The sequence below is a fragment of the Pseudomonas sp. FSL R10-2189 genome (assembly GCF_009600325.1).
Taxonomy (GTDB): domain Bacteria; phylum Pseudomonadota; class Gammaproteobacteria; order Pseudomonadales; family Pseudomonadaceae; genus Aquipseudomonas; species Aquipseudomonas helleri.
In genome coordinates, this window is record NZ_WIVZ01000011.1 from 37071 (window position 1) to 62259 (window position 25189).

At 58.0% G+C, this 25189-nt stretch carries 22 protein-coding genes; 7 read left to right on the forward strand and 15 right to left on the reverse strand.

Features of this window, described 5'->3' with window-relative positions:
* Window positions 1–57: 57 nt before the first annotated feature.
* Together GHO32_RS10660 and GHO32_RS10665 are read right to left on the reverse strand one after the other, a co-directional pair.
* On the reverse strand, window positions 58–2154 hold the full coding sequence (locus GHO32_RS10660; protein WP_153334787.1) for a bifunctional diguanylate cyclase/phosphodiesterase: 2097 nt from the start codon (window positions 2152–2154) through the stop codon (window positions 58–60).
* Between the two features lie 89 nt (window positions 2155–2243).
* Window positions 2244–3116 carry a LysR family transcriptional regulator gene (locus tag GHO32_RS10665; protein WP_153334786.1) on the reverse strand — a complete coding sequence of 291 codons (873 nt, stop codon included), beginning with the start codon at window positions 3114–3116 and terminating at the stop codon, window positions 2244–2246.
* Window positions 3117–3278: 162 nt separating this feature from the next.
* Here GHO32_RS10665 and GHO32_RS10670 point away from each other — a divergent pair, with 162 nt between their 5' ends.
* Window positions 3279–4805 carry an MFS transporter gene (locus GHO32_RS10670; protein ID WP_153334785.1) on the forward strand — a complete coding sequence of 509 codons (1527 nt, stop codon included), beginning with the start codon at window positions 3279–3281 and terminating at the stop codon, window positions 4803–4805.
* A 16-nt stretch (window positions 4806–4821) separates the two neighbouring features.
* Here GHO32_RS10670 and GHO32_RS10675 read toward each other — a convergent pair whose 3' ends face one another.
* Window positions 4822–5025, reverse strand: a complete 204-nt coding sequence (locus GHO32_RS10675; RefSeq protein WP_153334807.1) for a hypothetical protein — start codon at window positions 5023–5025, stop codon at window positions 4822–4824.
* A gap of 2 nt (window positions 5026–5027) precedes the next feature.
* Entirely contained in the window at window positions 5028–5498 is a 471-nt protein-coding gene (locus GHO32_RS10680) for a hypothetical protein (protein ID WP_048388414.1), read from the reverse strand.
* A 469-nt stretch (window positions 5499–5967) separates the two neighbouring features.
* On the opposite strand from GHO32_RS10680, the gene GHO32_RS10685 reads away from it, so the two are divergent.
* Together GHO32_RS10685 and GHO32_RS10690 are read left to right on the forward strand one after the other, a co-directional pair.
* Window positions 5968–6198 (forward strand): hypothetical protein, encoded by a 231-nt coding sequence (locus GHO32_RS10685; protein ID WP_048368991.1) that lies wholly within the window; start codon window positions 5968–5970, stop codon window positions 6196–6198.
* A gap of 102 nt (window positions 6199–6300) precedes the next feature.
* Window positions 6301–6540 carry a DUF2789 family protein gene (locus tag GHO32_RS10690; protein ID WP_153334784.1) on the forward strand — a complete coding sequence of 80 codons (240 nt, stop codon included), beginning with the start codon at window positions 6301–6303 and terminating at the stop codon, window positions 6538–6540.
* Here the strand turns inward: GHO32_RS10690 and GHO32_RS10695 are convergent.
* From GHO32_RS10695 to GHO32_RS10705, 3 genes are all read right to left on the reverse strand, one after another.
* Entirely contained in the window at window positions 6528–6746 is a 219-nt protein-coding gene (locus GHO32_RS10695) for a hypothetical protein (protein ID WP_153334783.1), read from the reverse strand. The genes GHO32_RS10690 and GHO32_RS10695 overlap by 13 nt on opposite strands.
* 125 nt (window positions 6747–6871) lie before the next feature.
* Window positions 6872–8215: a DUF2235 domain-containing protein gene (locus tag GHO32_RS10700; RefSeq protein WP_153334782.1), complete on the reverse strand. Its 1344-nt coding sequence runs from the start codon at window positions 8213–8215 to the stop codon at window positions 6872–6874.
* A gap of 189 nt (window positions 8216–8404) precedes the next feature.
* Entirely contained in the window at window positions 8405–8809 is a 405-nt protein-coding gene (locus GHO32_RS10705) for a TraR/DksA family transcriptional regulator (protein WP_048368987.1), read from the reverse strand.
* A gap of 659 nt (window positions 8810–9468) precedes the next feature.
* Between GHO32_RS10705 and GHO32_RS10710 the strand changes: the two genes are divergently transcribed.
* From GHO32_RS10710 to GHO32_RS10720, 3 genes are all read left to right on the forward strand, one after another.
* Window positions 9469–9738: a hypothetical protein gene (locus GHO32_RS10710; protein WP_153334781.1), complete on the forward strand. Its 270-nt coding sequence runs from the start codon at window positions 9469–9471 to the stop codon at window positions 9736–9738.
* 190 nt (window positions 9739–9928) lie between these two features.
* Window positions 9929–10645, forward strand: a complete 717-nt coding sequence (locus GHO32_RS10715; protein ID WP_153334780.1) for an HPP family protein — start codon at window positions 9929–9931, stop codon at window positions 10643–10645.
* A gap of 144 nt (window positions 10646–10789) precedes the next feature.
* Window positions 10790–11869 (forward strand): GGDEF domain-containing protein, encoded by a 1080-nt coding sequence (locus GHO32_RS10720; protein ID WP_153442828.1) that lies wholly within the window; start codon window positions 10790–10792, stop codon window positions 11867–11869.
* Between the two features lie 92 nt (window positions 11870–11961).
* Here the strand turns inward: GHO32_RS10720 and GHO32_RS10725 are convergent, their stop codons facing one another.
* From GHO32_RS10725 to GHO32_RS10750, 6 genes are all read right to left on the reverse strand, one after another.
* Entirely contained in the window at window positions 11962–13452 is a 1491-nt protein-coding gene (locus GHO32_RS10725) for an efflux transporter outer membrane subunit (protein ID WP_153334779.1), read from the reverse strand.
* On the reverse strand, window positions 13449–16556 hold the full coding sequence (locus GHO32_RS10730) for an efflux RND transporter permease subunit (protein ID WP_153442829.1): 3108 nt from the start codon (window positions 16554–16556) through the stop codon (window positions 13449–13451). The genes GHO32_RS10725 and GHO32_RS10730 overlap by 4 nt, the downstream gene beginning before the upstream one ends.
* A complete protein-coding gene (locus GHO32_RS10735) occupies window positions 16553–19654 on the reverse strand; it encodes an MdtB/MuxB family multidrug efflux RND transporter permease subunit (RefSeq protein ID WP_123748679.1) in 3102 nt (1033 codons plus the stop codon). Before GHO32_RS10735 ends, GHO32_RS10730 begins: the two co-directional genes overlap by 4 nt.
* Complete coding sequence (locus GHO32_RS10740; protein WP_153334777.1) at window positions 19651–20952, reverse strand: MdtA/MuxA family multidrug efflux RND transporter periplasmic adaptor subunit; 1302 nt, start codon at window positions 20950–20952, stop codon at window positions 19651–19653. The genes GHO32_RS10735 and GHO32_RS10740 overlap by 4 nt, the downstream gene beginning before the upstream one ends.
* A 349-nt stretch (window positions 20953–21301) precedes the next feature.
* Window positions 21302–21802: a thiol peroxidase gene (tpx, locus tag GHO32_RS10745; RefSeq protein ID WP_153334776.1), complete on the reverse strand. Its 501-nt coding sequence runs from the start codon at window positions 21800–21802 to the stop codon at window positions 21302–21304.
* A gap of 153 nt (window positions 21803–21955) precedes the next feature.
* Window positions 21956–22624, reverse strand: a complete 669-nt coding sequence (locus tag GHO32_RS10750; RefSeq protein WP_153334775.1) for a DUF3313 domain-containing protein — start codon at window positions 22622–22624, stop codon at window positions 21956–21958.
* A gap of 211 nt (window positions 22625–22835) precedes the next feature.
* Between GHO32_RS10750 and tal the strand changes: the two genes are divergently transcribed.
* Window positions 22836–23759 carry a transaldolase gene (gene tal / locus GHO32_RS10755; RefSeq protein ID WP_153334774.1) on the forward strand — a complete coding sequence of 308 codons (924 nt, stop codon included), beginning with the start codon at window positions 22836–22838 and terminating at the stop codon, window positions 23757–23759.
* Between the two features lie 76 nt (window positions 23760–23835).
* Here the strand turns inward: tal and GHO32_RS10760 are convergent, their stop codons facing one another.
* On the reverse strand, window positions 23836–24492 hold the full coding sequence (locus GHO32_RS10760; RefSeq protein WP_153331535.1) for a DUF2931 family protein: 657 nt from the start codon (window positions 24490–24492) through the stop codon (window positions 23836–23838).
* Window positions 24493–24522: 30 nt separating this feature from the next.
* Window positions 24523–25179, reverse strand: a complete 657-nt coding sequence (locus GHO32_RS10765; protein WP_153334773.1) for a DUF2931 family protein — start codon at window positions 25177–25179, stop codon at window positions 24523–24525.
* Window positions 25180–25189: the final 10 nt, after the last annotated feature.

Below are 25189 nucleotides of genomic sequence, written 5' to 3' on the forward strand. Positions count from 1 at the left end.
GCTCCCCATTCAACCAGTGGACATGAGCACAAGAGTAACCGCGATGCACCGGTTTTGTCAGGCCGAAGCCGGGTTGCCAGCGACGGGCTGTTCAGCGCGGTGAATATCCACCATAAATTGCTCGGCTGGCAGGGGCTGACCCAGCAAAAAACCTTGCAGGGAATCACAGCCCAAGGTGGTCAGGAAGCTTTGCTGGGTGTCGGTCTCAACACCTTCAGCAACGATCCGCAAGCCCAGCGCCTGACCCAACGCCACAATGGCCGAGACAATCGCCGCATCATCGCTGTCATGTTCCAGGTCGCGCACGAAACCACGGTCGATTTTCAGCTCGTTGGCAGGCAAGCGCTTGAGATACATCAAGCTGGAATAGCCCGTACCAAAATCATCAATGGACAGGTCGACGCCCATGTGCGAGAGCTTTTGCAGCACCGTCATGCTCGCATCAGCGTCACTCATGGCGGTGGTTTCGGTGATTTCCAGGGTCAGGCTGTTGGCGGGCAATTGGTTGCGTTCCAGCGCCGAGACCACGCTGTCGACCAGCCCGGAGTAGCAAAACTGCAAGGCCGACAAATTGACCGCGATGCGCCAGTGGCTGTAGCCCTGGTCAAACCAGATGCGCATTTGCCGGCATGCCTCGTTGAGCACCCACTCGCCAATCGGGATGATCAGGCCGGTTTTTTCGGCCAGCTCGATAAAGTCGTCCGGTTGCAGCAAACCCTGTTGCGGATGCTCCCAGCGCAGCAAGGCTTCGGCCCCGACCGGCTTGCCGTTGCTGGCATCAAATTTGGGCTGGTAGTGCAGGCGGAACTGGTTATGTTCCAGCGCCTGCCGCAGGTCCTGCAACAGTTGCAGTTGTTTGCGCGCGTTGGTGTTCATCGACACGTCAAAGAAGCTGTAGCCGTTTTTACCGCCACCTTTGGCGTGGTACATCGCGGCGTCAGCGTTCATCAGCAGTTCTTCGGCGCTCTGGCCATTGCCGGGGTACAGCGCAATACCGATGCTCGCAGAGATCTGCAAGTCATGCTCATCCACCCTAAAGCTCTTGGCCAACAGGCTGACTTGGCGGGTGGCCACTTGCGGTGCGTCGTCGGGCCCGGTCAAACGCACCAGCAACACAAATTCATCGCCGCCAATGCGCGCCAGGGTGTCCTGGCTGCGCAACTGCTCGCGCAAACGCAAGGCCACTTCACGCAGCAAGCGGTCGCCCACGTGATGGCCAAACGCATCGTTGACCGGTTTGAAGCCGTCCAGGTCGATAAACATCAGCGAAAAGCAGCCGCCCTGCTCCGCGACCTTGGCCATGGCCTGGCTGATCCGGTCAGCCAGCAGGATGCGGTTCGGCAGCCCGGTCAGGGTGTCATGCAGGGCCAGTTGGGTGAGTTCTTCGTTGGCCAGGGTCAATGAGTCTGCCAGCGCCGCTGTGCGGGCGTCCAGGCGGGCATCGAAGATCGAGGTCAGCAGCGCTATCACCAGCACCGCGAGGCTGGACACCAGCACCAGGTTGTCCAGGCCTTTGCCACTCAGGCCATCAACCAGCGCGCCGCAAAAACTGCCCACCGGGAAGTTCGCCGCCGCCATGCCGGTGTAGTGCATGCCGACAATCGCCAGGCCCATGACCACCGACGCCCCGCCGCGTATCAGGCGCACATAAGGGGTTTGCTTGCGCAGGCGAAAGGCAATGGACAGCGCAGCCGCCGAGGCGCCGACTGCGATTACCAGCGACAGGCCAAACAGCGTCGGGTCATAGTAAATGCCCGGCTGCATCTTCAAGGCCGCCATGCCGCTGTAGTGCATGGCGCTGATCCCGGCGCCCATGATCAAGGCGCCCAACAGTAATTGCAGTGCTGGCAGGCTGGGCTGGCTGACCAGCCACAAGGCAAACCCGCAAGACAGAATCGCCACCAGCAATGACCACAGGGTGAGGCCCAGGTCGTAACCCAGCTCCAGCGGCAATTCCAGGGCGAGCATGCCAATAAAGTGCATCGACCAGACCCCGAAACCCATGGCCAGCGCCCCGCCCCCCATCCACAAATAGGCCGTTCGCCCACGCGCGGTAGCGATTCGTCCTGTCAGGTCAAGTGCGGTATACGAAGCCAGAATGGCCACGCAAAGGGAAATAAACACCAGGGCGGGAGAGTACGTTGCAGCAACCATGAGCTTTCTCTTGAACGATCCGGACCAGCATCCATGCCCAGTGAAAAATGCGCGATTGTACTGCTTCCTGAAACGAACGCACGCAAATGCTAACCCGCTTCACGCTTGACCTTGTCGATATAACGCACGACTGCCGCGGACTTTTCAAATCGGCGATAGATCAACGACAACCAGGAGGTCGCGTCACACCCTTCGATAGTCCGGTACAGCACATTCGGCAGGCTGATATGCCCCACCACCGAGGCCGGCACCACCGCCACGCCCCGGTTCAAAGACACTAAAGCGATGACAGCCACCAGTCCGCCGGGCTGCGCGCCCAGTTTAGGGGCATAGCCACCTTGGGCCGCCACGTGCAATGTGCCGCTGATCTGCTCGGGCAAGATGAAGGTCTCGTGCTGCAAATGCTCGGCACTGATGTGCTTGAGGCGAGTGAGCCACGCGTCGGCGGCTATCGCCAAGACAAAGCCTTCGCTATTCAGACGAATGGCTTCCAGTTCCGGGGGCAGCGCCATCGGTGAGCGCACATAGCCCAGGTCAAAACGCCCTTCGGCCACCATCGTCGGCAAACTGGCCATCGGCGCTTCGCGCACGCTCAAGCTGACTTCAGCAGACGCTTGAGCGTAAGCCTGCACCTGGCGCTGCAACACGCCGGAATACACCGCAGAAGCCACATAACCCAATTCGATGTGCCCGGTTTCGCCGCGCCCGGCACGTTGCGCATGGCGCTGCGCCAGTTCGAACTGGCGTACGGTAGCGTCTGCTTCGGGCAGTAACGCCTGCCCCGCCTCGGTCAAGCTGACCTGACGCTGCTCGCGCACAAACAAGCGCACCCCCAGGGCACTTTCAAGGTCCTGGATTTGTCGGCTCAGGGTCGGGGGTGCAATGCCCAGCACTTCGGCAGCTCGAGTGAAATTGCAGTGCTGTGCAACGGCCAAAAAGTAGCGAAAGTGGCGTATTTCCATAGCAGCATTAGCTCAAAGGTAATGAAGTCCGAGCAGCCAGCTAACGCAACTAAGCCGGTGCAGCGATACCCTGTTGACACCGCCATACGAGAGAGACTCGCACATGTCCGTCAACTTGATTACTCACAAAGTAACGCCCTTGGTTGGCACAGGGCAACGCCCATGAAAACAGTAAGCCCACGTCTGACCCTGCTGACTGCCAGCGGGGTGTGTTCATTGATCGTGCTCGACACCAATATCGTCGCGGTCACCTTGCCCACCATCGCCCGTGATCTGGGCGCCAACTTTGTCGACATCGAATGGGTGGTCAGCGCGTATATGCTGGCGTTTGCCGCTTTGCTGCTGCCGGCCGGGAGCATTGCCGATCGTATTGGGCGCAAAACCACCTTGATCTTGGGGCTGTGCATTTTCATCCTCGCGTCACTCGGTTGCGGGGCGGCGCCCAATAGCCTGCTGCTGGAAATCGCCCGGGCGGTCAAAGGCGTTGGTGCGGCGTTGCTGCTGACCTCGGCGCTGGCCTCCATCGGGCATGCTTTCCATGATGAAGTTGAACGGGCCAAGGCCTGGGCGTTTTGGGGCGCGTGCATGGGGGTGGCCATGACCGCAGCGCCAACCTTGGGCGGGCTGATCACCGAGTACCTGGGCTGGCGCTGGATTTTCTACCTCAACTTGCCGGTCGGCCTGGTCCTGATGGCGCTGGTGCGCCACGCTATCAGTGAATCCCGTGACCCGCTGTCCGCACGCCTCGACCCGTGGGGCAGCCTGGCCTTCAGCGCCAGCTTGCTGTGCCTGATCTGGGGCCTGATCGAAGCTAACCGGATTGGCTGGGATAACCCGCTGACCTATGCCCGCCTCTGCGGCGGCGCCTTACTGCTGGCGCTGTTTGTGTGGATCGAGTCGGTGCAACAACGGCCTATGATCGACCTGCAACTGTTCCGTCACCCGCGGTTTATCGGCGCATTGCTGGGCATGTTTGCCTATGCCGGGTGCGCTCAGGTGATGATGACCTTGCTGCCGTTCTACCTGCAAAACGGTCTGGGCCTGACGGCTATTCTCTCGGGGTTGGGCATGCTGCCGTTTGCCCTGACCATGTTGATCTGCCCACGAATTGGCGCGCGCATGGCGTCACGCTACACCCCGGCGAGCATGATGGCCCTGGGGCTGACCCTGGTGGGCTGTGGCAACTTGCTCAGCGCCTGGGCCGTGGATTATGGCGGCTACCTGAGTTTCGCCCTGGCCACCGCCGTGACTGGCGCGGGTGCCGGGCTGCTGAACGGCGACACGCAAAAAAACATCATGGCCTGCGTGCCGCGAGACCGGGTGGGCATGGCGTCCGGCATGAGCACCACCATGCGCTTTAGCGCCATCGTATTGGCCATCGGCGTATACGGCGCCTTGCTGGGCGGGCACACCGAGCAAAACCTGCAAGCCAGCCTTGCACAGGTGGCGGGACCCTGGCTGGAGCAAAGCCACTTTATAGCTTCACGGGTGGTCGCCGGCGACATGTCAGGGGCGCTCAGCCAGTTACCGCTGGCGGCACAAGCGCAGATTCAACCACTGGCGACCCAGGCGTTTGTCGCGGGCTTCAGTACCTTGCTGTGGGTGGCCGGGTTACTTGCGCTGGTGGGCTCGCTGCTGGTGGGCACACTGATGCGTAAACCGATACCGCGGTTTGTCGTTGCCACCTGAAAAGGCTGCGCCCCACTCACGGTGATGCTGGCATACCTTCCTGCAAACGCTGCAGTTCGCGGCGAACCATGCTGGCGTATTCGGCGGGGCTCAAACTGTACAGTTGCCCCGCCACCCAGCCCAGCCAGGCACCTTTGAGTTCCGTGCGCCGGGCAAATAACTCGGCAGCCTTGGCATGGGCTTGCTCAAGATGCTGCTGATGAAACTCGCTGCGAGTCAGCGTCACTCTTTGCTGGCCTTGAAGGTCAACTCACCCTTGCGCCATTTGGCCGCTTTGGTAGTGACCGCCTTCAAGGTTTTGCTCAGGCCAGCTTCAAGTTGCTCGGTGGCCGCAAACACCAGCATCACGGTTTGGCCTTCCTTGAAAACAATACCTTCGCCTAACGGCGAGCTGACGTAGGCATAGTCACCAATGCCATACACCGTCATTTTGATTTCACGAAACTTGATGTCCAGCTTGCCACCTTCACGGCTCGGCATGACGGCGGCACTGAAATGATCGCCAACCTTGAGTTTCAGGCCGGGTTTGTCGTCTACCACCAACGCTGTTTCGGTATCGATTTCAGCGATGTAAATACCTTCTGCTGTTTGTTCGGTGACGTATACAAAGCGCGACTGGAACAACTTGACCAACCGGGCCCGCAAGTCACCCAACACAAATAAAGCGTGCATCTCCAAATTGCTGACTGCCAACGAAAAGCCCTCAATAACAAAAAAAATTAATCTGCCTGCTAAAAGGCAGGCAGCAAAAAAGACCTCACCCACCCACTTAAAAACCGAGTACGGGAAATTCAACTGACGGCTGGGGTCAGGGATGGCCTGTGATGTAAAAGTAATGGATTCCCGCCTGGTTTGCCCTGACAAAAAGGCGCCAGAACTTGAAGGAAATTAACCAGGGCATGTGCTCGCGCACAGCGGTTTGTACTCAGTTGGGCGGCTATTCTACCGACTCATGCACAGGAATGGGTATACACATCCTGTTCCCGATTTTGCCAACGGCTTATTTTCTGCCTGATTGGCCCCATATTCAACAGGGCTTTCGTCGCACCGATGCGTTAACTGCGCCACAACCCGCCAACTGCTGCCATACTGGCGCGAAAAATTGGCCTGGCCCATGCCGCCAGGTTGTCTGCACTCCATTACTTGCAAGGAATCATGACACGTGACGGAATTTGATATTGGCGAGTATTTCATCCGTGGTGACGTCAAAGATGTCGACGGAGAGTTTCAGGCAGTGATCGTGATGCGCCCAAAACCACCGTTGACCAAAGTCAGTTACTACCAGGTTGAAAAGGACCGTTGGTTCAAGACCGCCGAGCTGGCAAAAATAGCCGGCATGGAATCGGCGCGGCAATTAAAAGAAGCCGTCGACGCAGGCGCCCTCAACGCTTAAACGCAATTTAAACAACACGTTTCATGTTTCTATTCTAGGCTTGGCCTCGAACTCTTTGCTCTCGCAGGCCTCAAAGCAGAGCACCCACTCAAGGAAATGAACATGGACGATACCCCTGTCACCCTGCAAGCATTGTTTGAACAACTGGGTCTGGACGCTGATCAAGCGTCGATCGACACGTTTTTCCTCAAAACCCCGACACTGGCTGAAGACGTCAAGCTGGCCGATGCGCCTTTCTGGACCGCGGCTCAAGCGCAGTTCCTAAAAGAAAAAATCGCCGCTGACGATCACTGGGCCATTGTTATCGACGAACTGAACGAGCGCCTGCATCAAGCACGCTGAGCGCGCTCTAGCCGTGTGCCAAGGTTGGCGCCCAGTTGCGCCAACCACGCCGTACGACATTCCTCTGCTTCGACCCGGCTTGAGAAGGCCGTCCCCCGCTGTTCACCATTCACCAGCACTACCCAGCAAGCCTTCTGGCCCAGAGCGCGCAAGCTCTTGGGAACACCGCTACCAATCATCACGGCTACATCGACCTGGTTGGTCATGAGGGTCACTCCGCTAATTAGTTAGTCTCCTAACGATGCCGGCTATGTTAGTGCTTCCGTGACAGCGGAAAAAGCTATGTACCGAATAGATGCATTGCATCACCTGTAACAATCCCGGTGCACGCTTACCCGTACACGGGAGCCGTTTGCTCATAGATCAAACGCCCCCCCTCCTGCGGTCGATTGAAAAAAGCCTGATCGACAATCCCTTCTCCCGACCCCACCGAGGCATTCCAGTTCGCCGATTGGTGGACGTAGCGCTGGCGCAAAACCCGCTCTTGCTCATCGCTCAAATCGATAGCGCCAAGACGCACTTGCGCCTGAAGCCTTGCCTCAATGGGCAGCAGCTCATCAGGCAGTGCGCAAGCAGCCTGCATCAGTACCCTGAACGGCACGCCTTGCTCGCACGCCAGGCTGTGCATGATGCGCAGGTACACCCGCGCCAAATCACCGAATACCCGGCGTTGCATAAACACCGCAGCCAGCACTTGTTGCATAGGGTCTTCGCGGCTGCCCTGGCGGCGTGAATCACTGCGCACTTGCAACAAGCCGTCCGGGTCAGCAGGGTCCAACACGTCCCGGGCCTGCCACTGTGTCAGTTCTGCACTCGCGCGCTGCCAAGCGTGTGTCAGGTTGATGGGTGTGGACGGGCTGACCAGATTGGTTTGCCAGCGCGTCAGGAATACCTGCTCGGACATCAACGCCGGATACCCGCCCCCCACATCGGCATGCGCGCCGGGGACGGCGATTTCCATGGGCCACTGCCCAGCGATGCTGTTCAGCGCAAAATTGCGCCGCTGCTCATCACGCGCAGCCAACTGCACAACATACTTCGCGCAGTCTGGGCTCAGGTACAGGTTAAGGCCGGGATTGATGTCGTCACTGATATCGCCGCCGTCTGCCAGCCCACCCATGGCGGCGACAGTATCGAACAAGCCGATAAAGGCGATCTCGCACTCAAAATCTGCGGCCAGGCTGAACTGCGACTTAAAGGATCCGCTGAGGACGAGGTTGGCAAAGTGCCGGGCGGCGGCCGCGCCACGACTGAATCCAAAAATATCCAGCTGTAACTGGCCCAAAGAAGCCGCTGGTGTAGCCTGAATAAAATGCTTCATGCACTCGAGCAGTTGCGCGTAAGCCTGCTCTGCCTTGCCCACTACGCCGCTGCTGCCACGGCCGTAGGTCTGGGCCGGAAAACGCGTATCGGCCGAACCTGTGGTGGTCCCTATACCGCCAATATAGAGAGACGTCACGGCGTTGCCGTCGGTATCGAAGGTCTGTTGCGCCGGGTAATGCTGGTACAGCGCGGCAATATTGGTTGTTGCGTTGGCGTAGCTGCTGTCGCTCTCGACCCTCAGCCCTTGCGCCATTCGGGCCTGACCCGTTGCACTGTTGTACTGGTTATTGGCGGTGCCATCAAAGAACACACCCACCCGCAACACGCGTTTTGTGTTGCTTGAATCACCCATGAATTTCACCCTCGATCAAATCGGCCACGCGTAAAAATGCCGCGCAACTATAAGGTGCTTCACCGGTGGAACTCACTCAACGCGCGGAGATTGTTGTACAAGGTTTTACAAGGCGGAACGGGCAGCAAGGCGAATGCTCGCAGAACCCAAAAGCTACCGGGGCCGTGCGGCCCCGGCAAGGTCAGGCACTCAGGCTTGACGCTGGTGCTTGTCGATTTGCTCGTGACGCTCTTGAGCTTCGATGCAGTACTTGGTGGTCGGGCTGATCAGCAGGCGCTTAAGGCCAATGGCCTCGCCGCTGTCGTCGCACCAGCCGAAGCTGTCTTCTTTGATGCGCTCCAGCGCTTGTTCCAGCTGAGGCAGCATGCGCTGGTCACGATCGATTGCGTTCACCAGCCACGTACGTTCTTCTTCAACCGAAGCGGCATCCGCAGGATCGGCCGGGGTGTCCAGGCTCTCGATCGCAATGCGGTTTTGCTCGATGCGTTCGTGGGTTTCAACCTTCATACCTTGCAACAACTCAGTGAAAAAAGAGTGCTGCTCGGCATTCATGTAGTCATCCGCCGGCATGGCCAGCAACTGTTCCTTTGTCATTGATTTCTCTATAAAAAATACGTGCATTAAGGCGAAATGGGGAGCGATCGGATCGTTCTTTATCCAAACCCGTTAGGTGCCATCTATCTCAAGCGCCACCCGGCACTCAATTTACGAGGGGCGGCAGTCTAAGGCCGACTTATCGAGTCAGCAACTGAAATGACAGCTATTTGTCCAGCTAAACGTGTAAAGAGACGAAAAAACCGTTCGGAGGGGCTAATGGAGTGCGTTTATAGCAAGAAATTCAATCGTGCTGCTGAAAATCATCACCCTTTGAATAAAGGCCTCGCTCAGGCAGCCGAGCCCTGACCTTTCACCCTCAGCCGAAAATACTTCGGATTGTTACGTCAGAGTAAAAATCAGTAAGACCTTGGCTCAACACGCGAGCGTTTGCAGTCATCTCTACGTGCGACTTTAACGCGCTACGTCTCCCGCTTCTTGGGTTGAAAAATCCTACAAACTTCTCCGTAAATCTTATTGGTAGTTACGCACTGCCTGACAATACTGCGCGGGAAACGCGCTTTACAATCACTCGACCAAATCCCATATCCCACGCCAAGTAAATGATCGATATGTCACTGCTTGTATCGCCAGCGCATAACGCTTTAACCGAACCGACTGCCAGATAATAAATAGCCTTTGTTCAGGGGTACGACGTGATGAGTTATTCCTTGTTTGCCGACGATCAACCCGCACGGGCGCCAAGTGTGCCAATTATCCCTCTGCCAGAGCACGTGGTGAGCCTGCCCCAACTGGAGCGATTGAGCACACTGCGCGATGCCCTGTTGCTGCTAAAAGTGCCGCTGGCCAACAGTTGCGGGTTGCGTGGCCTGATTGAGAGGCAGTTGCTGAGCAATGATGTGTATGACCGCGTGCTGGGCAAATCATCAACCTCGGACCTACCCGCCAGCGCACCGACACTGCCGTAGCCTGCACAGCTGCGCTCTAACTCAATAAAATTGCAGTTAAGCATCATTATTATGAATTTGCGGACTGCAAACGGTGCGAGCACACTGCGCACGTTCCTCCCCCAATAAAGGAACACTTTTAAGGGCTTGCCGGGAAACCCGCACGGCCCTTTTTTTATCCCTTCGTTGCCAGATACCGGATTTCCCCACCATGCAAAACAGCTGGATCAGCCGCCTGTTGCCTGCGGCCACGAATACCCGCCCCACCGAATGGAGCCGCGCTGCAATAGGCGTCTCACTGGGCACACTGCTGTGTGTCTGGGTCTGTAGCCTGTTCTTTGGCCTGCCCGTGGCCATGCACCTGATTGGCCCTTTGGGAGCCTCGGCCATTTTGCTGTTTGCCGTGTCCTCCGGGGCATTGGCGCAACCCTGGTCGATTGTCGGCGGCTACCTGTGTGCAACGGTGGTGTCATTGGGCGTGGTGCATTTTTTCGGCCGCAACCTGGACAGCGCCTGCCTGGCCGTAGGCCTGGCGATGCTCATCATGTGCTTGCTGCGCTGCCTGCATCCGCCGGCTGGGGCGCTGGCCTTGCTGGTAGTCCTCGCAGACCCGGACAGCGCCCGCCTGGGCTGGGGGATGCTCGCCCCCGTGATGCTCAGCGCTGTGTGCATGCTGCTGGCTGCATTGGTCTACAACAACCTGACACGCGTGCGTTACCCGAAAAAAAATGCTGAGCCGGCACCGGCCATTGTGGCTCCGCATATCCCCGGCGAAGCCGGCATTACTGCCGAAGACCTACAAAAAGCCATGGAGCAAATGGACGCGTTTATCGACGTGACCCCCGAAGACCTCGAAGCCCTGGTGCGCGCCAGCGAGCACAATGCACGCCGACGCAGTGTGCGCGAGGTATTTGCCGAAAGCGCGTGACGCACAAGCGAGCCTCATGCCTGATACGGCGACTGTCGAAAACCTGCAGACTCCTGCTAGGGTTACTGAAACGTCGTCCGGGCAGCCTGTATTCACACACAGTTGATCACTCGGATACCCCACTCCACGTGATCAAGGCTCGCAATGCTCAGAACCATCGAGAACGAAGTCTCCAGGCAAGCCGCCCCACCCGCCTTGCAAGCTGAATTTGCCCAGCATGACTTTGAGAAGCTGCGCACGTTTTGCAGCCTGACCTATATCGCCAGCACCATTATCTGGCTGATGTTTGACCTGATTGTCAGCACCAAGGGCGGTCAGGGGTTTACCGGGCTTTCCATGCTGTTCATCGCCACCATGGTCGGCCTCACCCTTCTTATCGGCTTTCTGCGCACGGCTCAACAATTCAACCTGCTGAACGTGGTCTTTGTGCTGGTGATCAGCATCGGCATACGCCTGCTGGTTGAGGGCCTGCCAGAGACCGAACAAGCCGTGTGGCTGACCCTGGCGACCTCAAGCATGCTGTATTGCGCCTCGATCCTGCCCTTGAGCCGCTGGGCATTCATCAGCACCCTGGCCATAACCGTCGTAGTACTTAACCCGTTTGTGCTGACTGAAATATCGTTAATGGACCTGCGGGGCAGCATGCTCCTCTGCTATTACTCTTTTCTGGCCTGCCTGACGACTTACAGTTTTTTCAAATTACGCCGTGTGAAGCTGCTCAACTACACCCTGTCCAAACTGCTGATTGAGCAGGCCTACATCGACACCCTGACCGAGATCCCCAACCGCCGCTCCTTTATGGCGCGGGCTGGCAGCGAACTGGGTATCCGGCCCCGTGAGCACGATCATTACCTGGCGATGATCGACATCGACAACTTCAAGAAAGTGAACGACCTGTACGGCCATGACATTGGCGACGAAGTGCTCAAACGCACCGCGGCGAATATCAAAGCCGTGGTGCAGGGCTATGAATATGCGCGCCTGGGCGGGGAAGAGTTTGCCGTGTACGTTTCAGGCGTACGCCGGGATGACGTTGAAGTGCTGATGGATGCATTGTGCCGCCAGGTACGCGAAGACTCGCATCAATACCCGGTGACCATCAGCATCGGCTTGACCCGGGTTGACGACCACGACACCCTCAACCAGGCCCTGGCCAAGGCGGACAAAGCGCTTTATGCGTCCAAAAATAGTGGCAAGGACCGGTTTACGTTTCATGCTGATTGAGGCTGCAGAGCGTACTAAGTCTCACGATCCTTAATTTTCGCCGCCTTCGTGCCTCGTCAGCGACTACAGAACGCGTTAAACCTGAGCAGGCCCTAGCGCTCGCTCACTTCCATTTTCCCGTCCCAGCCACCGCCCAGTGCGGCGATCAATTGCACGCTGGCGATCAAGCGGCTTTGCAGCAGGTTCAAGACGCTGCGCTCGGTGCTCAAGGCTGTGGTTTGAACGTTGACGACATCCAGATACGCAATCAAACCCGCTTTGTACTGGTTGGTGGTCAGGCGCAGTGATTCACGGGCCGATTCCAGCGCCTGCTCTTGCACCACGGTTTCATCACCCAGCACTTTCAACTGGATCCTGTAGTTTTCCACTTCACGGAAACCATCAAGCACGGTCTGGCGGTATTTGGCCACGGTCTGGTCGTACACGGCTTCATTACGGTCCACTTCGGCCGAACGCTGGCCACCATCAAACAATGGCAATGAAATTTTTGGCCCCACCGACCAGAACCGGTTTGGCACGCTGATCCAGTCCTGATACTGGCTACTGCTGTAGCCGCCTGACAGGCTCAGGCTGAAGTCCGGGTAGTACGCCGCCTTGGCCACGCCTATGTTGGCGTTGGCGGCAATAATCGAGCGCTCTGCCGAGGCAATGTCCGGGCGCCGTTCCAACAGTTGCGAAGGCACGCTGACCGGGATCGCCGGCAGCTTGGGGATGTCGTTTATTTCTACCAGTTTGAAGCCCGTAGGCGGTTGACCGGTGAGCACTGCAATGGCGTTTTCAAATTGGGCACGCTGCCAGATCAGGTCAATCAGGCTGGCCTGGGTATTGCGCAATTGGGTCTGCGCTTGCGCCACCGCATCTTTGCCGGAGATCCCGGCACGGTACTGGTTTTCGCTCATTTTTAGCGACCGTTCATACGCCTCGACGGTCGCTTCCAACAAACGTTTCTGCTGATCAATCACCCGCAGTTGCAGGTAGTTCTGCACCAGCTCCGATTGTTGGCTCAAGCGCATGGCCGCCAGGTCGGCATAGCTGGCTTCGGCGCTGGCTTCATTGGCCTCAAGGCCGCGGCGCAATTTGCCCCAGACATCGGCCTCCCAACTGACCCCGACTTGCGCATTCAAGGTGTCGCGAATACCGCTGCTGGAACTGGTCAGGCTGGAGTTGGAGCTGCCAGTGCCCTGGCTGGAGCGGGTTTTACCTACGCTTAAATCAGCACTCGGCAAGAAGGCTCCACGGGCATTGCGCACCAGCGCCTGGGCCTGGCGAAATTGCGCTTCGGCCTGCGCAACACTTTGGTTGTTGCTGTTGAGCTTGGCCACCAGCGCGTTGAGCTGCGGGTCAGCGTACAACTCCCACCAGGCGCCCCGCTCCAGCGCATCACTCGGGTTGGCCTGGGTCCAGCCATCAACCGCGTTGAACTGCTGCGGCACGGCCAGCTCAGGGCGCTGGTAATCCGGCCCCACCGCACAGGCACTGAGCAGCACGCCGGTCAGCACCAGGCCCAACAGACGCGAGCCACGGGCGAGCGCCCAACGTTGTGGCGACAATGCCGGAGCAAGATTAAGCAAACGAGAGGTCATAGCGGAGTTTCCAGAGCAGCATCAGTACGTACGCCACGCCATTGGTTGAAACGATGGCGCGCACGGTCGAGATAGAGGTAAACCACCGGGGTGGTGTAAAGGGTCAGGATCTGGCTGAAGACCAGCCCGCCGATGATGGTCAGGCCCAATGGCTGGCGCATCTCGGCGCCTTCGGCATGGCTGAGCATCAACGGCAAGGCGCCAAGGATGGCCGCCAAGGTGGTCATCAGGATCGGCCGCAAACGTTGCAGGCAGGCGCTGCGGATGGACTCTTGCGGGCCCATCCCCGAATGCCGTTCCAGTTGCAGGGCCAGATCGATCATCAAGATGGCGTTTTTCTTCACCACGCCGATCAGCAGGAAGATCCCGAGCAACGAAATCAAGCTGAATTCCCCGCCGGTGAGGTAAATGCTCAACAGCGCCCCGACCCCCGCCGACGGCAAGGTCGAGAGGATAGTCAGCGGGTGAATATAGCTCTCGTAAAGAATGCCCAGCACCAGATACACCGCCACCAGCGCGCCCAAAATCATGAAAGGCTGGCTCTTTTGCGTGGCGGCAAAGGCATCGCCAGTACCGGCCATTTTCACGATCACTTCTTCGGGCAAGCCCAATTTGGCGATCTCGCGTTCAATCGCTGCGGTGCCCTGCTCCAGGGAAACGCCGGGGGCCATGTCAAAGGAGATGGTTTCAGAGGCAAACTGGCCTTCATGTTCAACCCGGTCGTCTTGCAGGCTGTTCTCATAGTGAGCAATGGCCGACAACGGAATCCGTGCACCATCGGCCGTAATGACCTGCACCTGGTCCAGGGTTTGCGGATCCTGGGCGTATTTGGGGTTGACCTCCATTACCACTTGATACTGGTTCAGGCTGTCGTAGATGGTCGAAATCTGCCGCTGGCTGTAAGCGTTGTTCAGCACCGCAGTGACCATGTCCATATCGACCCCGAGGCGCTTGGCCTGATCGCGGTCTACCACCAAGGTGACTTGCTGCGCACCCCGCCCTTCACGGGCGTCAATGGCAGTGAGTTCGGGCAGGGACTTGAGAGCAGCCACCACTTTAGGGTACCAGGTGCGTAATTCACCCAAGTCGCCGCTTTGCAGGATGTAGGAATACTGTGAGCTGGTTTGCTCACGGCCACCGCCAAATTGCAGGTCCTGGTCGGCCATCAGCATCAGGCGCCCGCCCGACACTTTGGGCATGTTTTCACGCAAACGCTCGATAACTTTTTGCGCAGAAATTTTGCGCTCAGTGATCGGCTTGAGACGCACGATCATCACCGCGTTGTTGGTGCCGCTGTTACCGCCAATAAAGCCCGCCACGCTGTCCACTGCCGGGTCTGCCAACACAGCCTTGCGGAAGATATCCATCTTGGGCTGCATCACGCTGAACGACAGACCGTCATCGCCGCGCACAAAGCCAATCAGTTGCCCGGTGTCTTGCTGCGGCATAAAGGTCTTGGGCACCACTACATACAGCGCCACGTTTACGCCGATGGTCAGTAACAGGCTGAGCAGGGTCAGGCGCTTGTGCCGCAAGACCCAATCCAGGCTGCGAGCATAACCCAGCACCATGCGGTCGTTAAGCCGGATGCTCCAGCGCTGCATGGCGTTTTCAGTACCCGGCACATGGGGTTTGAGCCAACGCGCGCAGAGCATCGGGGTCAAGGTCAGCGAGACCACCAGTGACACCACAATCGCCGCCGCCAAGGTGATCGAAAACTCCCGGAACAGGCTTTCAATGATCCCGCCCATAAACAGGATCGACAAAAACACCGCCACCAGCGAGACGTTCATGGAGAGCAAGGTAAAGCCGACTTCCTTGGCCCCCAGGTACGCAGCCTTCATGGGCGAGATCCCGGCATCAATATGCCGTGAGATGTTCTCAAGCACGACGATGGCGTCGTCCACCACCAGCCCGGTGGCCAGGATCAGGGCCATCAGCGACAGGTTGTTCAGCGAAAAGCCGAACAGGTACATGATGGCAAAAGTACCCACCAGCGACACCGGCACCGCCAGGGTCGGGATCAGCGACGCACGAAAATTACCGAGAAACAGGAACACCACCAGAATCACCAGCGCCACGGCAATCAGCAAGGTCATCTCGGCTTCATGCAGCGTGGCCTTGATGACCGGGGAGCGGTCCATGGCCAGGTTCAGTTTGACGCTGGCCGGCAGGACCGCCTGCAAAGCAGGCAACTGGGCCTTGATCGCGTTGACGGTTTCAATAATGTTGGCGCCAGCCTGACGGTTGATCACCAGCAACACCGCAGCATCATGGTTGAAGAAGCCACTGTTGTAGCGGTCTTCAACGCCGTCCTGGACCTTGGCCACATGGCCCAGACGCAAAGCTGCTCCGTCCTGGTAACGGATGATCAGCGGCTCGTAATCCTTGGCTTTTTCCAGTTGATCATTGGCCTGTATTTGCCAGTTATGCTCGTCATTCGACACAGCCCCCTTGGGCCGGCGAACGTTGGCGTTGGCAATGGTGTTGCGCACGTCATCCAGTGCCACGCCGTACTGGTTCAGCAGTTGCGGCTCCAGTTCGATACGCACGGCAGGCAGGGAACTGCCGCCGATTTGCACCTCGCCCACCCCCGGCACTTGCGACAGGCTTTGCGAGAGGATGGTCGAAGCCAGATCGTAAAGTTCGCCCTTGGCCAACACATCGGACGTCAGCGACAAGACCATGATCGGTGCTTGTGACGGGTTAACTTTTTTGTAGGTCGGCATGCTGCGCATACCGCTGGGCAACAGGTTACGCGAGGCGTTGATCGCCGCCTGTACCTCACGGGCCGCGCCATTGATGTCGCGGTCCTGATCGAACTGCAAAATCACCCGCGTCGAGCCCTGGCTCGAGCGGCTGCTCATGGTATTGACCCCGGCAATCGCGCCAAAGGATCGCTCCAGCGGCGTGGCCACGGTTGAGGCCATGACCTCGGGGCTGGCCCCCGGCAAACTGGCAGACACCACGATCACCGGAAAATCCATTTGCGGCAGCGGCGACACCGGCAGCAAACCAAAGCTCACACCGCCCAGCAACATGATTGCCAGACTCAACAGCATGGTCGCTACCGGGCGCTTGATGAACGGGCCGGACAGGTTCATAGCGACGCCTGCTCAGCGGTTACCGTGTTACCGCGCCAGCGGCGGCCCAGTCGATCAAAGTACAGATAGATCACCGGGGTGGTAAACAAGGTCAATACCTGGCTCACCAGCAGACCGCCAACCATCACCAGACCCAGCGGTTGACGCAGCTCCGCGCCGGAACCGGTCGCCAGCATCAGCGGCACGGCACCAAACAAGGCGGCCAGAGTGGTCATCAGGATCGGCCTGAAGCGCAGCAACGCCGCCTGGTAAATCGCGTCATGGGGGGCCATGCCCTGGTTTCGCTCCGCGTCGAGGGCGAAGTCGATCATCATGATCGCGTTCTTCTTGACGATGCCGATCAGCAAGATGATGCCGATGATCGCGATCATGCCCAAGTCATTGCCGCTGAGAATCAGCGCCAACAAGGCGCCGACGGCCGCCGAAGGCAAGGTCGAGAGGATGGTGATCGGGTGGATGTAGCTCTCATAGAGCACACCCAGCACGATGTACATGGTCACCACCGCCGCCAGGATCAGCAGCAAGGTGCTCGACAACGACGCCTGGAACGCTTGTGCAGCGCCCTGGAACTCGGTTTGCACGCCGACCGGCATGCCGATGTCTTTTTGCACCTGATCAATCAGCTCGACCGCCTGCCCCAGCGCCACGCCGGGCGCCAGGTTGAACGAGACCATCACCGACGGGAACTGCCCGATGTGAGAAATGGACAGTTGCGACTGACGCTCTTCAACCCTGGCCAGGCTGGACAGCCGAACCTGACCGCCATCCGTGGTTTTGACGTGGATCTGCTCCAGCGACTGCGGGCCGATTTTCTCGCCATCTTTGGCCTGCAATACCACGCGGTACTGGCTGGCCTGGGTGTAAATGGTCGAAATCTGCCGCTGGCCGAAGGCGTCGTAGAGTGCGTCTGTGATGTTCGCCACCGACACCCCGAGGCGCGACGCGGCATCGCGGTCGATCACCAGAAACACCTGCAAGCCTTTGTCTTGCAAATCGCTGGCGACATCGGTCAGTTCAGGCTGGTTGCTCAAGGCCGTCACCAGTTTTTGGCTCCAGGTACTGAGCAACTCCGCATCCGGCGATGACAAGCTGAATTGGTACTGAGTGCGGCTGACGCGGTCTTCGATGGTCAAGTCCTGCACCGGCTGCATATACAGGCGAATCCCGATCAGCTTGTCCACCTGCGGTTGCAGACGCGCAATCACTGCCGAAGCACTGTCGCTGCGCTCGCTGTGGGGCTTGAGATTGATCAGCATGCGCCCGCTGTTGAGGGTGGCGTTATCGCCGTCCACACCGATGTAAGACGACAGGCTCTCAACATCCGGGTCTTGCAGGATGATCTTGCCCAGCTCTTGCTGACGCTGGCTCATGGCGCTGAACGAAATCGACTGCGGCGCCTCGGAAATCCCTTGAATCACGCCCGTGTCCTGCACCGGGAAGAACCCCTTGGGCACCACCATGTACAGAAACACCGTGAGCGCGAGGGTACCGATGGCCACCAGCAATGTCAGTGGCTGATGCTTGAGCACCCACTGCAACATGCGCCCGTACTCGGCGATCATCCAGTCAATAAAGGCACCGCTGGCCCGGTAGAAACGGCCCTGCTCTTCTGGCTTGGGCTCGGCTTTGAGCAAGCGTGCGCACATCATCGGGGTCAGGGTGAGCGACACCACCAACGAGATCAAAATCGCCACCGCCAGAGTGATGGCAAATTCACGGAACAGCCGACCGACCACATCCGCCATGAACAACAGCGGGATCAGCACGGCAATCAGCGACAGGGTCAGCGAGATCAGGGTAAAGCCTATTTGCTTGGCGCCCTTGAGGGCGGCCTGCATCGGGGTTTCGCCCTCCTCGATGTAGCGTGAAATGTTTTCCAGCATGACGATGGCGTCATCGACCACAAAGCCGGTGGCAATGGTCAGGGCCATCAGCGTCAGGTTGTTGACCGAAAACCCGGCCAGGTACATCACGCCAAAGGTCCCGATCAGCGACAACGGCACCGCAATCGACGGAATGATCGTGGCGCTGGCACGACGCAGAAACAGGAAGGTCACCATCACCACCAGCGCGATGGCAATCAACAACTCATGCTGCACATCGCGTACCGAGGCGCGGATGGTTTGCGTGCGATCGGTCAGCACGGTGACATCGATACCGGCTGGCAGGTTGTTGGTGATGCTCGGCAACAGCGCCTTGATCCGGTCCACCACTTCAATCACGTTGGCACCGGGTTGACGCTGGATATTGAGCAATACCGCCTGATTTTCATTGGCCCAGGCGGCCAGACGTTCGTTCTCGGCCCCGTCGACGATTTCTGCCACGTCTTTGAGTCGCAACGGCGCGCCGTTGTTGTAGGCCAGAATCAGTTCGGCGTACTCCTGCGGGGTTTTCAACTGGTCGTTGGCGTCCAGCATCGACACCCGCGTCGGGCCGTCAAAGTTACCCTTGGGCTGGTTGACGTTGGAGGCGCCGATCAGGGTGCGCACATCCGCCAGGTTCAAACCATTGGCGGCCAGCGCCTCGGGGTTGACCTTGATCCGTACGGCCTGGCGCTGACCGCCGGCAATGCTGACCATGCCCACACCATTGATCTGGGCAATTTTTTGCGCCATGCGGGTGTCGACCAAATTGTTGAGCTTGGGCAACAGCATGGTTTTAGAGGTAATCGCCAGGGTCAGCACCGGGGTGTCGGCCGGGTTGACCTTGTTGTACACCGGCGGTGCCGGCAAGTCCTTGGGCAGCAGGTTGGTCGCGGCGTTGATCGCGGCCTGCACCTGCTGCTCGGCGACATCCATGTTCATGTCCAGGTTAAAGCGCAGGGTCAACACCGAGGCGCCACCGGAACTGGTCGAAGCCATCTGTGTAAGGCCGGGCATTTGCCCGAACTGGCGCTCAAGGGGCGCCGTCACCGCACTGGTCATGACATCCGGGCTGGCGCCGGGGTAAAGCGTCATCACACGGATGGTCGGGTAGTCGACCTGAGGCAAGGCCGACACCGGCAGCAGGCGATACGCGATGATCCCGGACAAGACGATGGCAATCATGCACAGCGTGGTTGCCACCGGGCGCAGGATAAACAGCCGCGACAGATTCATTCGCCAGCCTTGCCCTTGCCCGTACCCTGGGCTTTGGCAGCACTTGGGTCGGCGTCCGCATCCGGACCACCTTGCAGTTGCCCTGCGGCCGATGTCGGTACTTCGCTGCTGTTGCTGACCACTTCGACCAGGCTACCTTCGCGCAAGCGATCGGTGCCTTCGAGCACCACGCGATCACCCGGTTCCAGGCCTTCTTTGACAACGGTCAAGTCGCCATCGGTCGCCCCCAGCTTGAGGGTGCGGATCTTGACCTTTTTATCGCCGTCCATTGCATAGACAAACGAGCCATTGGTGCCGTACTGAAGCGCTGCGGTCGGGGCCAGAATCACACCTTTGAGGGTGTCAGCCAGCAGACGCACGTTGACGAACTGGTTGGGGAACAGCGCCTGATCGCGGTTCTCGAACAGCGCCTTGAACTTCAAGGTGCCGGTGGTGACATCAATCTGGTTATCGATACTGCTCAACACACCGCTGGCCAACTCTTTCTGATCACCGCGATCCCAAGCTTGTACCGGCAGTTTTGCACCGCTGCGATAGCGCTCCAGCACCAGGGCCAGGTTGTTTTCCGGCAAGGTGAAGCTGACCACAATCGGCTCGGTCTGGGTAATCACCACCAACGCAGTGGTGTCGTTGGCTGCAACCAGGTTGCCGACGTCCAGCTGGCGCAAGCCCACGCGGCCGCTGATCGGTGCACGAATCTTGGTGAACTCGAGGTTGAGCTTGGCATCATTGACGGCCGCCTGATTGGTCTTGACCGTGCCCTGATATTGGCTGACCAAAGCTTCGGCCGTGTCCAGCGTTTGCTTGGCGATGCTGTCCTCGGCGTAGAGACCGCGATAACGCTGCACATCTACCTGGGCGTTTTTAAGCTGAGCCTGGTTCTGCAACAACGTGCCTTCGGCTTGCAGCAGCGCGTTCTGATAGCTGCGCGGGTCGATTTCTGCCAGCAATTCACCAGCCTTAACCATCTGCCCTTCTTTGAAGTAGACCTTGACCAGTTCGCCTGCCACGCGGCTGCGCACATTGATCGTGTTCAGTGCAGTGACCGTGCCCAACGCTTTGTAGTAGATCGGGAAATCCCCCCGTGTCACTTCTGCGACCAGAACCGGCACCGGCAACGTTGAGCCACCAAAGCCCGGGCGCATCACCGCCGTGCGGCTGGTGTGCCCGGCGGGTTGCGCGTTCTGGCCTTTTTTCGCCGATGCGGGCCAAAGCAACCAGCTCACGCCAGCAACGATCAGCAAAATCAGCAGGCCAACCAGCCAGCGACGAGAAGTGCGAGAAACAGAGGATTGCATTGAGTGATCAACCAGTTGGGCGCGAGCGCTTAATTTCAGGAGCCTGAAAGATAAGCAGTGCAGACAGTTATGAAAAGGCTCTTTACCGGCTATTTACGTTATAGCGCGTCAAAGACCTGCTTTACATTCACGACAAGGGCCTGCCCGGACTTTGATTTGTCTAATGTGCAACACCAACACTCAACCTCAAATAATCCAGACTTAAGGCAGCCCTTGCCTCAATTGTGCCGCGCAGAGTGTCTAGAACCTGTGTGACATTACGTAGGCCGGTTTGATTATTTGATCTTTACGGGCAATAAAAAACGGCCTGGCATTCAATGCCAGGCCGTTTTCGGTGTTGCTGTACGACTTACTTCAAAACAGCCAGCGCTGCTTCGTAGTTAGGCTCTTCAGCGATTTCTTTAACCAGTTCGCTGTGCAGCACAGTGTCGTTTTCGTCCAGTACAACCACTGCGCGAGCAGTCAGGCCTTTGAGCGGGCCATCAGCGATTGCCACACCGTAGTTCTTGATGAACTCGGCACCGCGCAGAGTCGACAGGTTTTGTACGTTTTCCAGACCTTCGGCACCGCAGAAACGCGCTTGAGCGAATGGCAGGTCAGCCGAAATGCACAGCACCACGGTGTTGGCCAGTTCGTTGGCTTGTGCATTGAACTTGCGTACCGATGTTGCGCAGGTCGGGGTGTCAACGCTTGGGAAGATGTTCAGCACTTTACGCTTACCGGCAAAACTGGCCAGCGTTACATCGGACAAATTACCGGCAACCAGCGAAAACGCTGGCGCTTTGGAACCTACTGCAGGCAGCACGCCGTCGACTTGAACAGGGTTGCCTTTAAGCGTCACTTGAGCCATGAACGATGTCCTTTTTAACTGTTTTTGAAGAGCCGGAAGTTAAACACGAAACGCGCACGCGACCTATGCCCGGAGCACAAATTGTCATGCCGGGTGTGACAAAAAGAGGGGCCCGGCATTGCCAAAGGGATCACGCCGCGTGCTTGGGGTCTTCTAATCCTTGACCTTCTGAAATGACTGGCGCATGTCCGACGCCCAGCCATCGATCACTGCTTTCACGTCATCTGCCTTCATCACCTGGCTGGCGTTGCTCAGCGGCTTGCCCGTGCCTTTGCGCACCACTTGAGCAATCACATGCTGATCTTTCCCGTCGATAAAAACGGCCTCGGTGGACAACCGGGTTTCTTGATCGCGGATCCCCGAGGCCGTCGTCACCGCTGCCGCCACCAGAGCGACAGGGATGTACTCATAAGGGGCCAGGCTTTCAGTTTGACTGCTGACGGCTGTAATGGCCGGGCGTACCACAATCACCCCCGGACCTGGCGCACTGGCCAACGGCAGCACTTTACTGATCTCACGTTTGAGCGCCTGATCGTAGTAGGCCGTAATCGCGTTCAACGTGCTTTGCGGAATTTTCTCGGTAGGTTTTGGCGCCGGATAGAGCTGGCTCGGTTCTATGTACACGCTGGTGTATTGGTCGACCTTGATCGTGGGATCAACCCAGCGCATGACCTCAGCCCCCGAAGGCGACCGGGCTTCTTTAAGTCGGCTGTAATCTTTTAAAAAGCCGGAGTATTCATCCGGTTGCTGAACCTTGCTGGCGCATCCGGCCAGTACCAGCGTAGCCAGGCATAACGTACCGATCATCAACCCAGGTTTCATGGTGAAACTCCTGTATGAGACGCAACCGTTTGAACATGGAGTTGTAGGTATAGCCAATCCTCCACAGATTGCTTTTCTTGCGATTAAATCTCCTGATCGGTTGCACAACGACCTTGTTCGGCGGCATTCTGCCACTTACCGTTTAAAGAACTTTTGCTCGACGACGTACTCCATCTGTACAGCCATTAATACCTTTGAGACAGAGACGCTCATGACTTCCAAGCTGGAACAACTCAAGCAGTTCACCACCGTGGTCGCAGACACCGGCGACCTCGACGCGATTACCCGCCTCAAACCCGTTGATGCCACCACCAACCCTTCCCTGCTGCTCAAGGCCGCAGCCCTGCCGGGTTATGCCGACCTGCTGAAAAACGCTATTACCCACGCCAAAGGTGATGTTGGCCTGGCCTGCGATCTCTTCGCGGTGTCGGTGGGTAGCGGTATCTTGAAGGTCATTCCGGGCCGTATCTCCACCGAAGTCGATGCGCGCCTGTCGTTTGACGAGCCAGCCCTGCTGCAAAAAGCCAATCAATTAATCGAGCTGTATGACAAGGCCGGCGTAAGCCGCGACCGCGTACTGATCAAACTGGCGTCGACCTGGGAAGGCATCCGTGCTGCCGAGAAGCTGGAAAAAGCCGGTATCCAGACCAACCTGACCCTGCTGTTCTCGTTTGCCCAAGCTGCAGCCTGTGCCGATGCCGGGGTGTTTTTGATCTCGCCGTTCGTGGGCCGCATCTACGACTGGTACAAGAAGTCCACCGGGATTGATTACACCGGCTCAGATGATCCGGGCGTGCAGTCAGTAACCCGCATCTACAACTACTACAAGGCCAATGACTACAAAACCGTGGTCATGGGCGCGAGCTTTCGCAATACCAACCAGATCGAGCAACTGGCAGGCTGCGATCGCCTGACCATCAGCCCGGACCTGCTGGAAAAACTGGCGCAGGACGACGGCGCACTGGCGCGCAAACTCAGCCCCGGCGCGACCGGCGAGCCGCGTTTGACCCTCAACGAAGCGCAATTTCGCTGGGCCTCTAACGAAGACGCCATGGCCACTGAAAAACTGGCCGAAGGCATCCGCCAATTCGCCCGTGACCAGGAAAAACTTGAAGCCCTGCTGTCAGGTAAATAACAGCTGCCCCCCCCCTTCTGTTGGCGCGTCTCGCGATCTATTGGCCATAACACAGATCGCGAGGCGCGCTGGGCCTTTACCAAGAGCCATAAGGCACCCCGTATTTTTCGATGTAGGCTTTTGTTTCTGGTTTTAAGGGCAAAGCATAATTGCCACCAGATCGACCGCCATCAGGTCCTTCTTTAACGACTTCGCCCTGAACCCTGGCCACTTCGATTGGGCTGACACAAGGGCCTGAAATCCACACTTTGGCAATACCGCCGGGGGCCAACCCTACGGTCACGCCTTTGCGGTAACCGGTGATCCATTTGGCATCGGCGGCACAAAAAGCTTTTTCAGGCTTGACCATGGCCTGCTGAATGGCTTCGGGGATCACGATATAAGCCTCGTAGGTTTGCGGCTCCACCAATGATTGCCAGCGCACATAGATCAAGCGCGGTACCGCAGCTCCGTAAACATATTTACCTTTGCCCCAGCCGGGATAGCTGGGCCAGCCGCGCGGGTTGCCCTTGAGGTTTTTAGGGGTCTGTATGGCTGAAGTTCCGCTCATGGCTCGCTTGAATACACGATCCCGCACATCCACCGCGTCTGCGGTTTCGATCCATACTTGCATGTAGTTGGGAGCAAACAGCCCAAGACGCCACCCCTCATAGGGCAACCCGTTGTTGCCCTTGGCACAGCCCACCATTAACCCAAATACACCGCACATCGCTAGCAGCTTGAATGTAGTCATTGGGATGCTCCGCACGTGTGCGGCGGCCCTTTACCAAGAGCCATAAGGCACCCCGTATTTTTCGATGTAGGCTTTTGTTTCTGGTTTTAAGGGCAAGGCATAATTGCCACCAGATCGACCGCCATCAGGCCCCTCTTTAACGACTTCTCCCTGAACCCTGGCCACTTCGATTGGGCTGACGCAAGGGCCTGAAATCCACACTTTGGCAATACCGCCAGGGGCCAACCCTACCGTCACGCCTTTGCGGTAACCGGTGATCCATTTGGCATCGGCGGCACAAAAGGCTTTTTCAGGCTTGACCATGGCCTGCTGAATGAGTTCGGGGATCACGATGTAAGCCTCGTAGGTTTGTGGCTCCACCAGCGATTGCCAACGCACATAGATCAGGCGCGGTACTGCTGCCCCATAAACATACTTGCCTGCGCCCCAACCGGGATAGCTGGGCCAACCGCGCGTGTGGCCCTTGAGGTTTTTAGGTGTATTGATAGCGGCTACTCCGCTCATAGCTCGCTTGAAGACACGGTCTCGCACATCTACTGCATCTGCGGTTTCGATCCACACTTCCATATAATCAGGGGCTCCCAGCCCTAAGCGCCATGCATCATAGGGCAACCCATTGCTGCCCTTGGCACAGCCGACCATCAACCCAAGCACAGCGCACAACCATAGCAGCTTGAATTTATTCATTGGGGTGCAC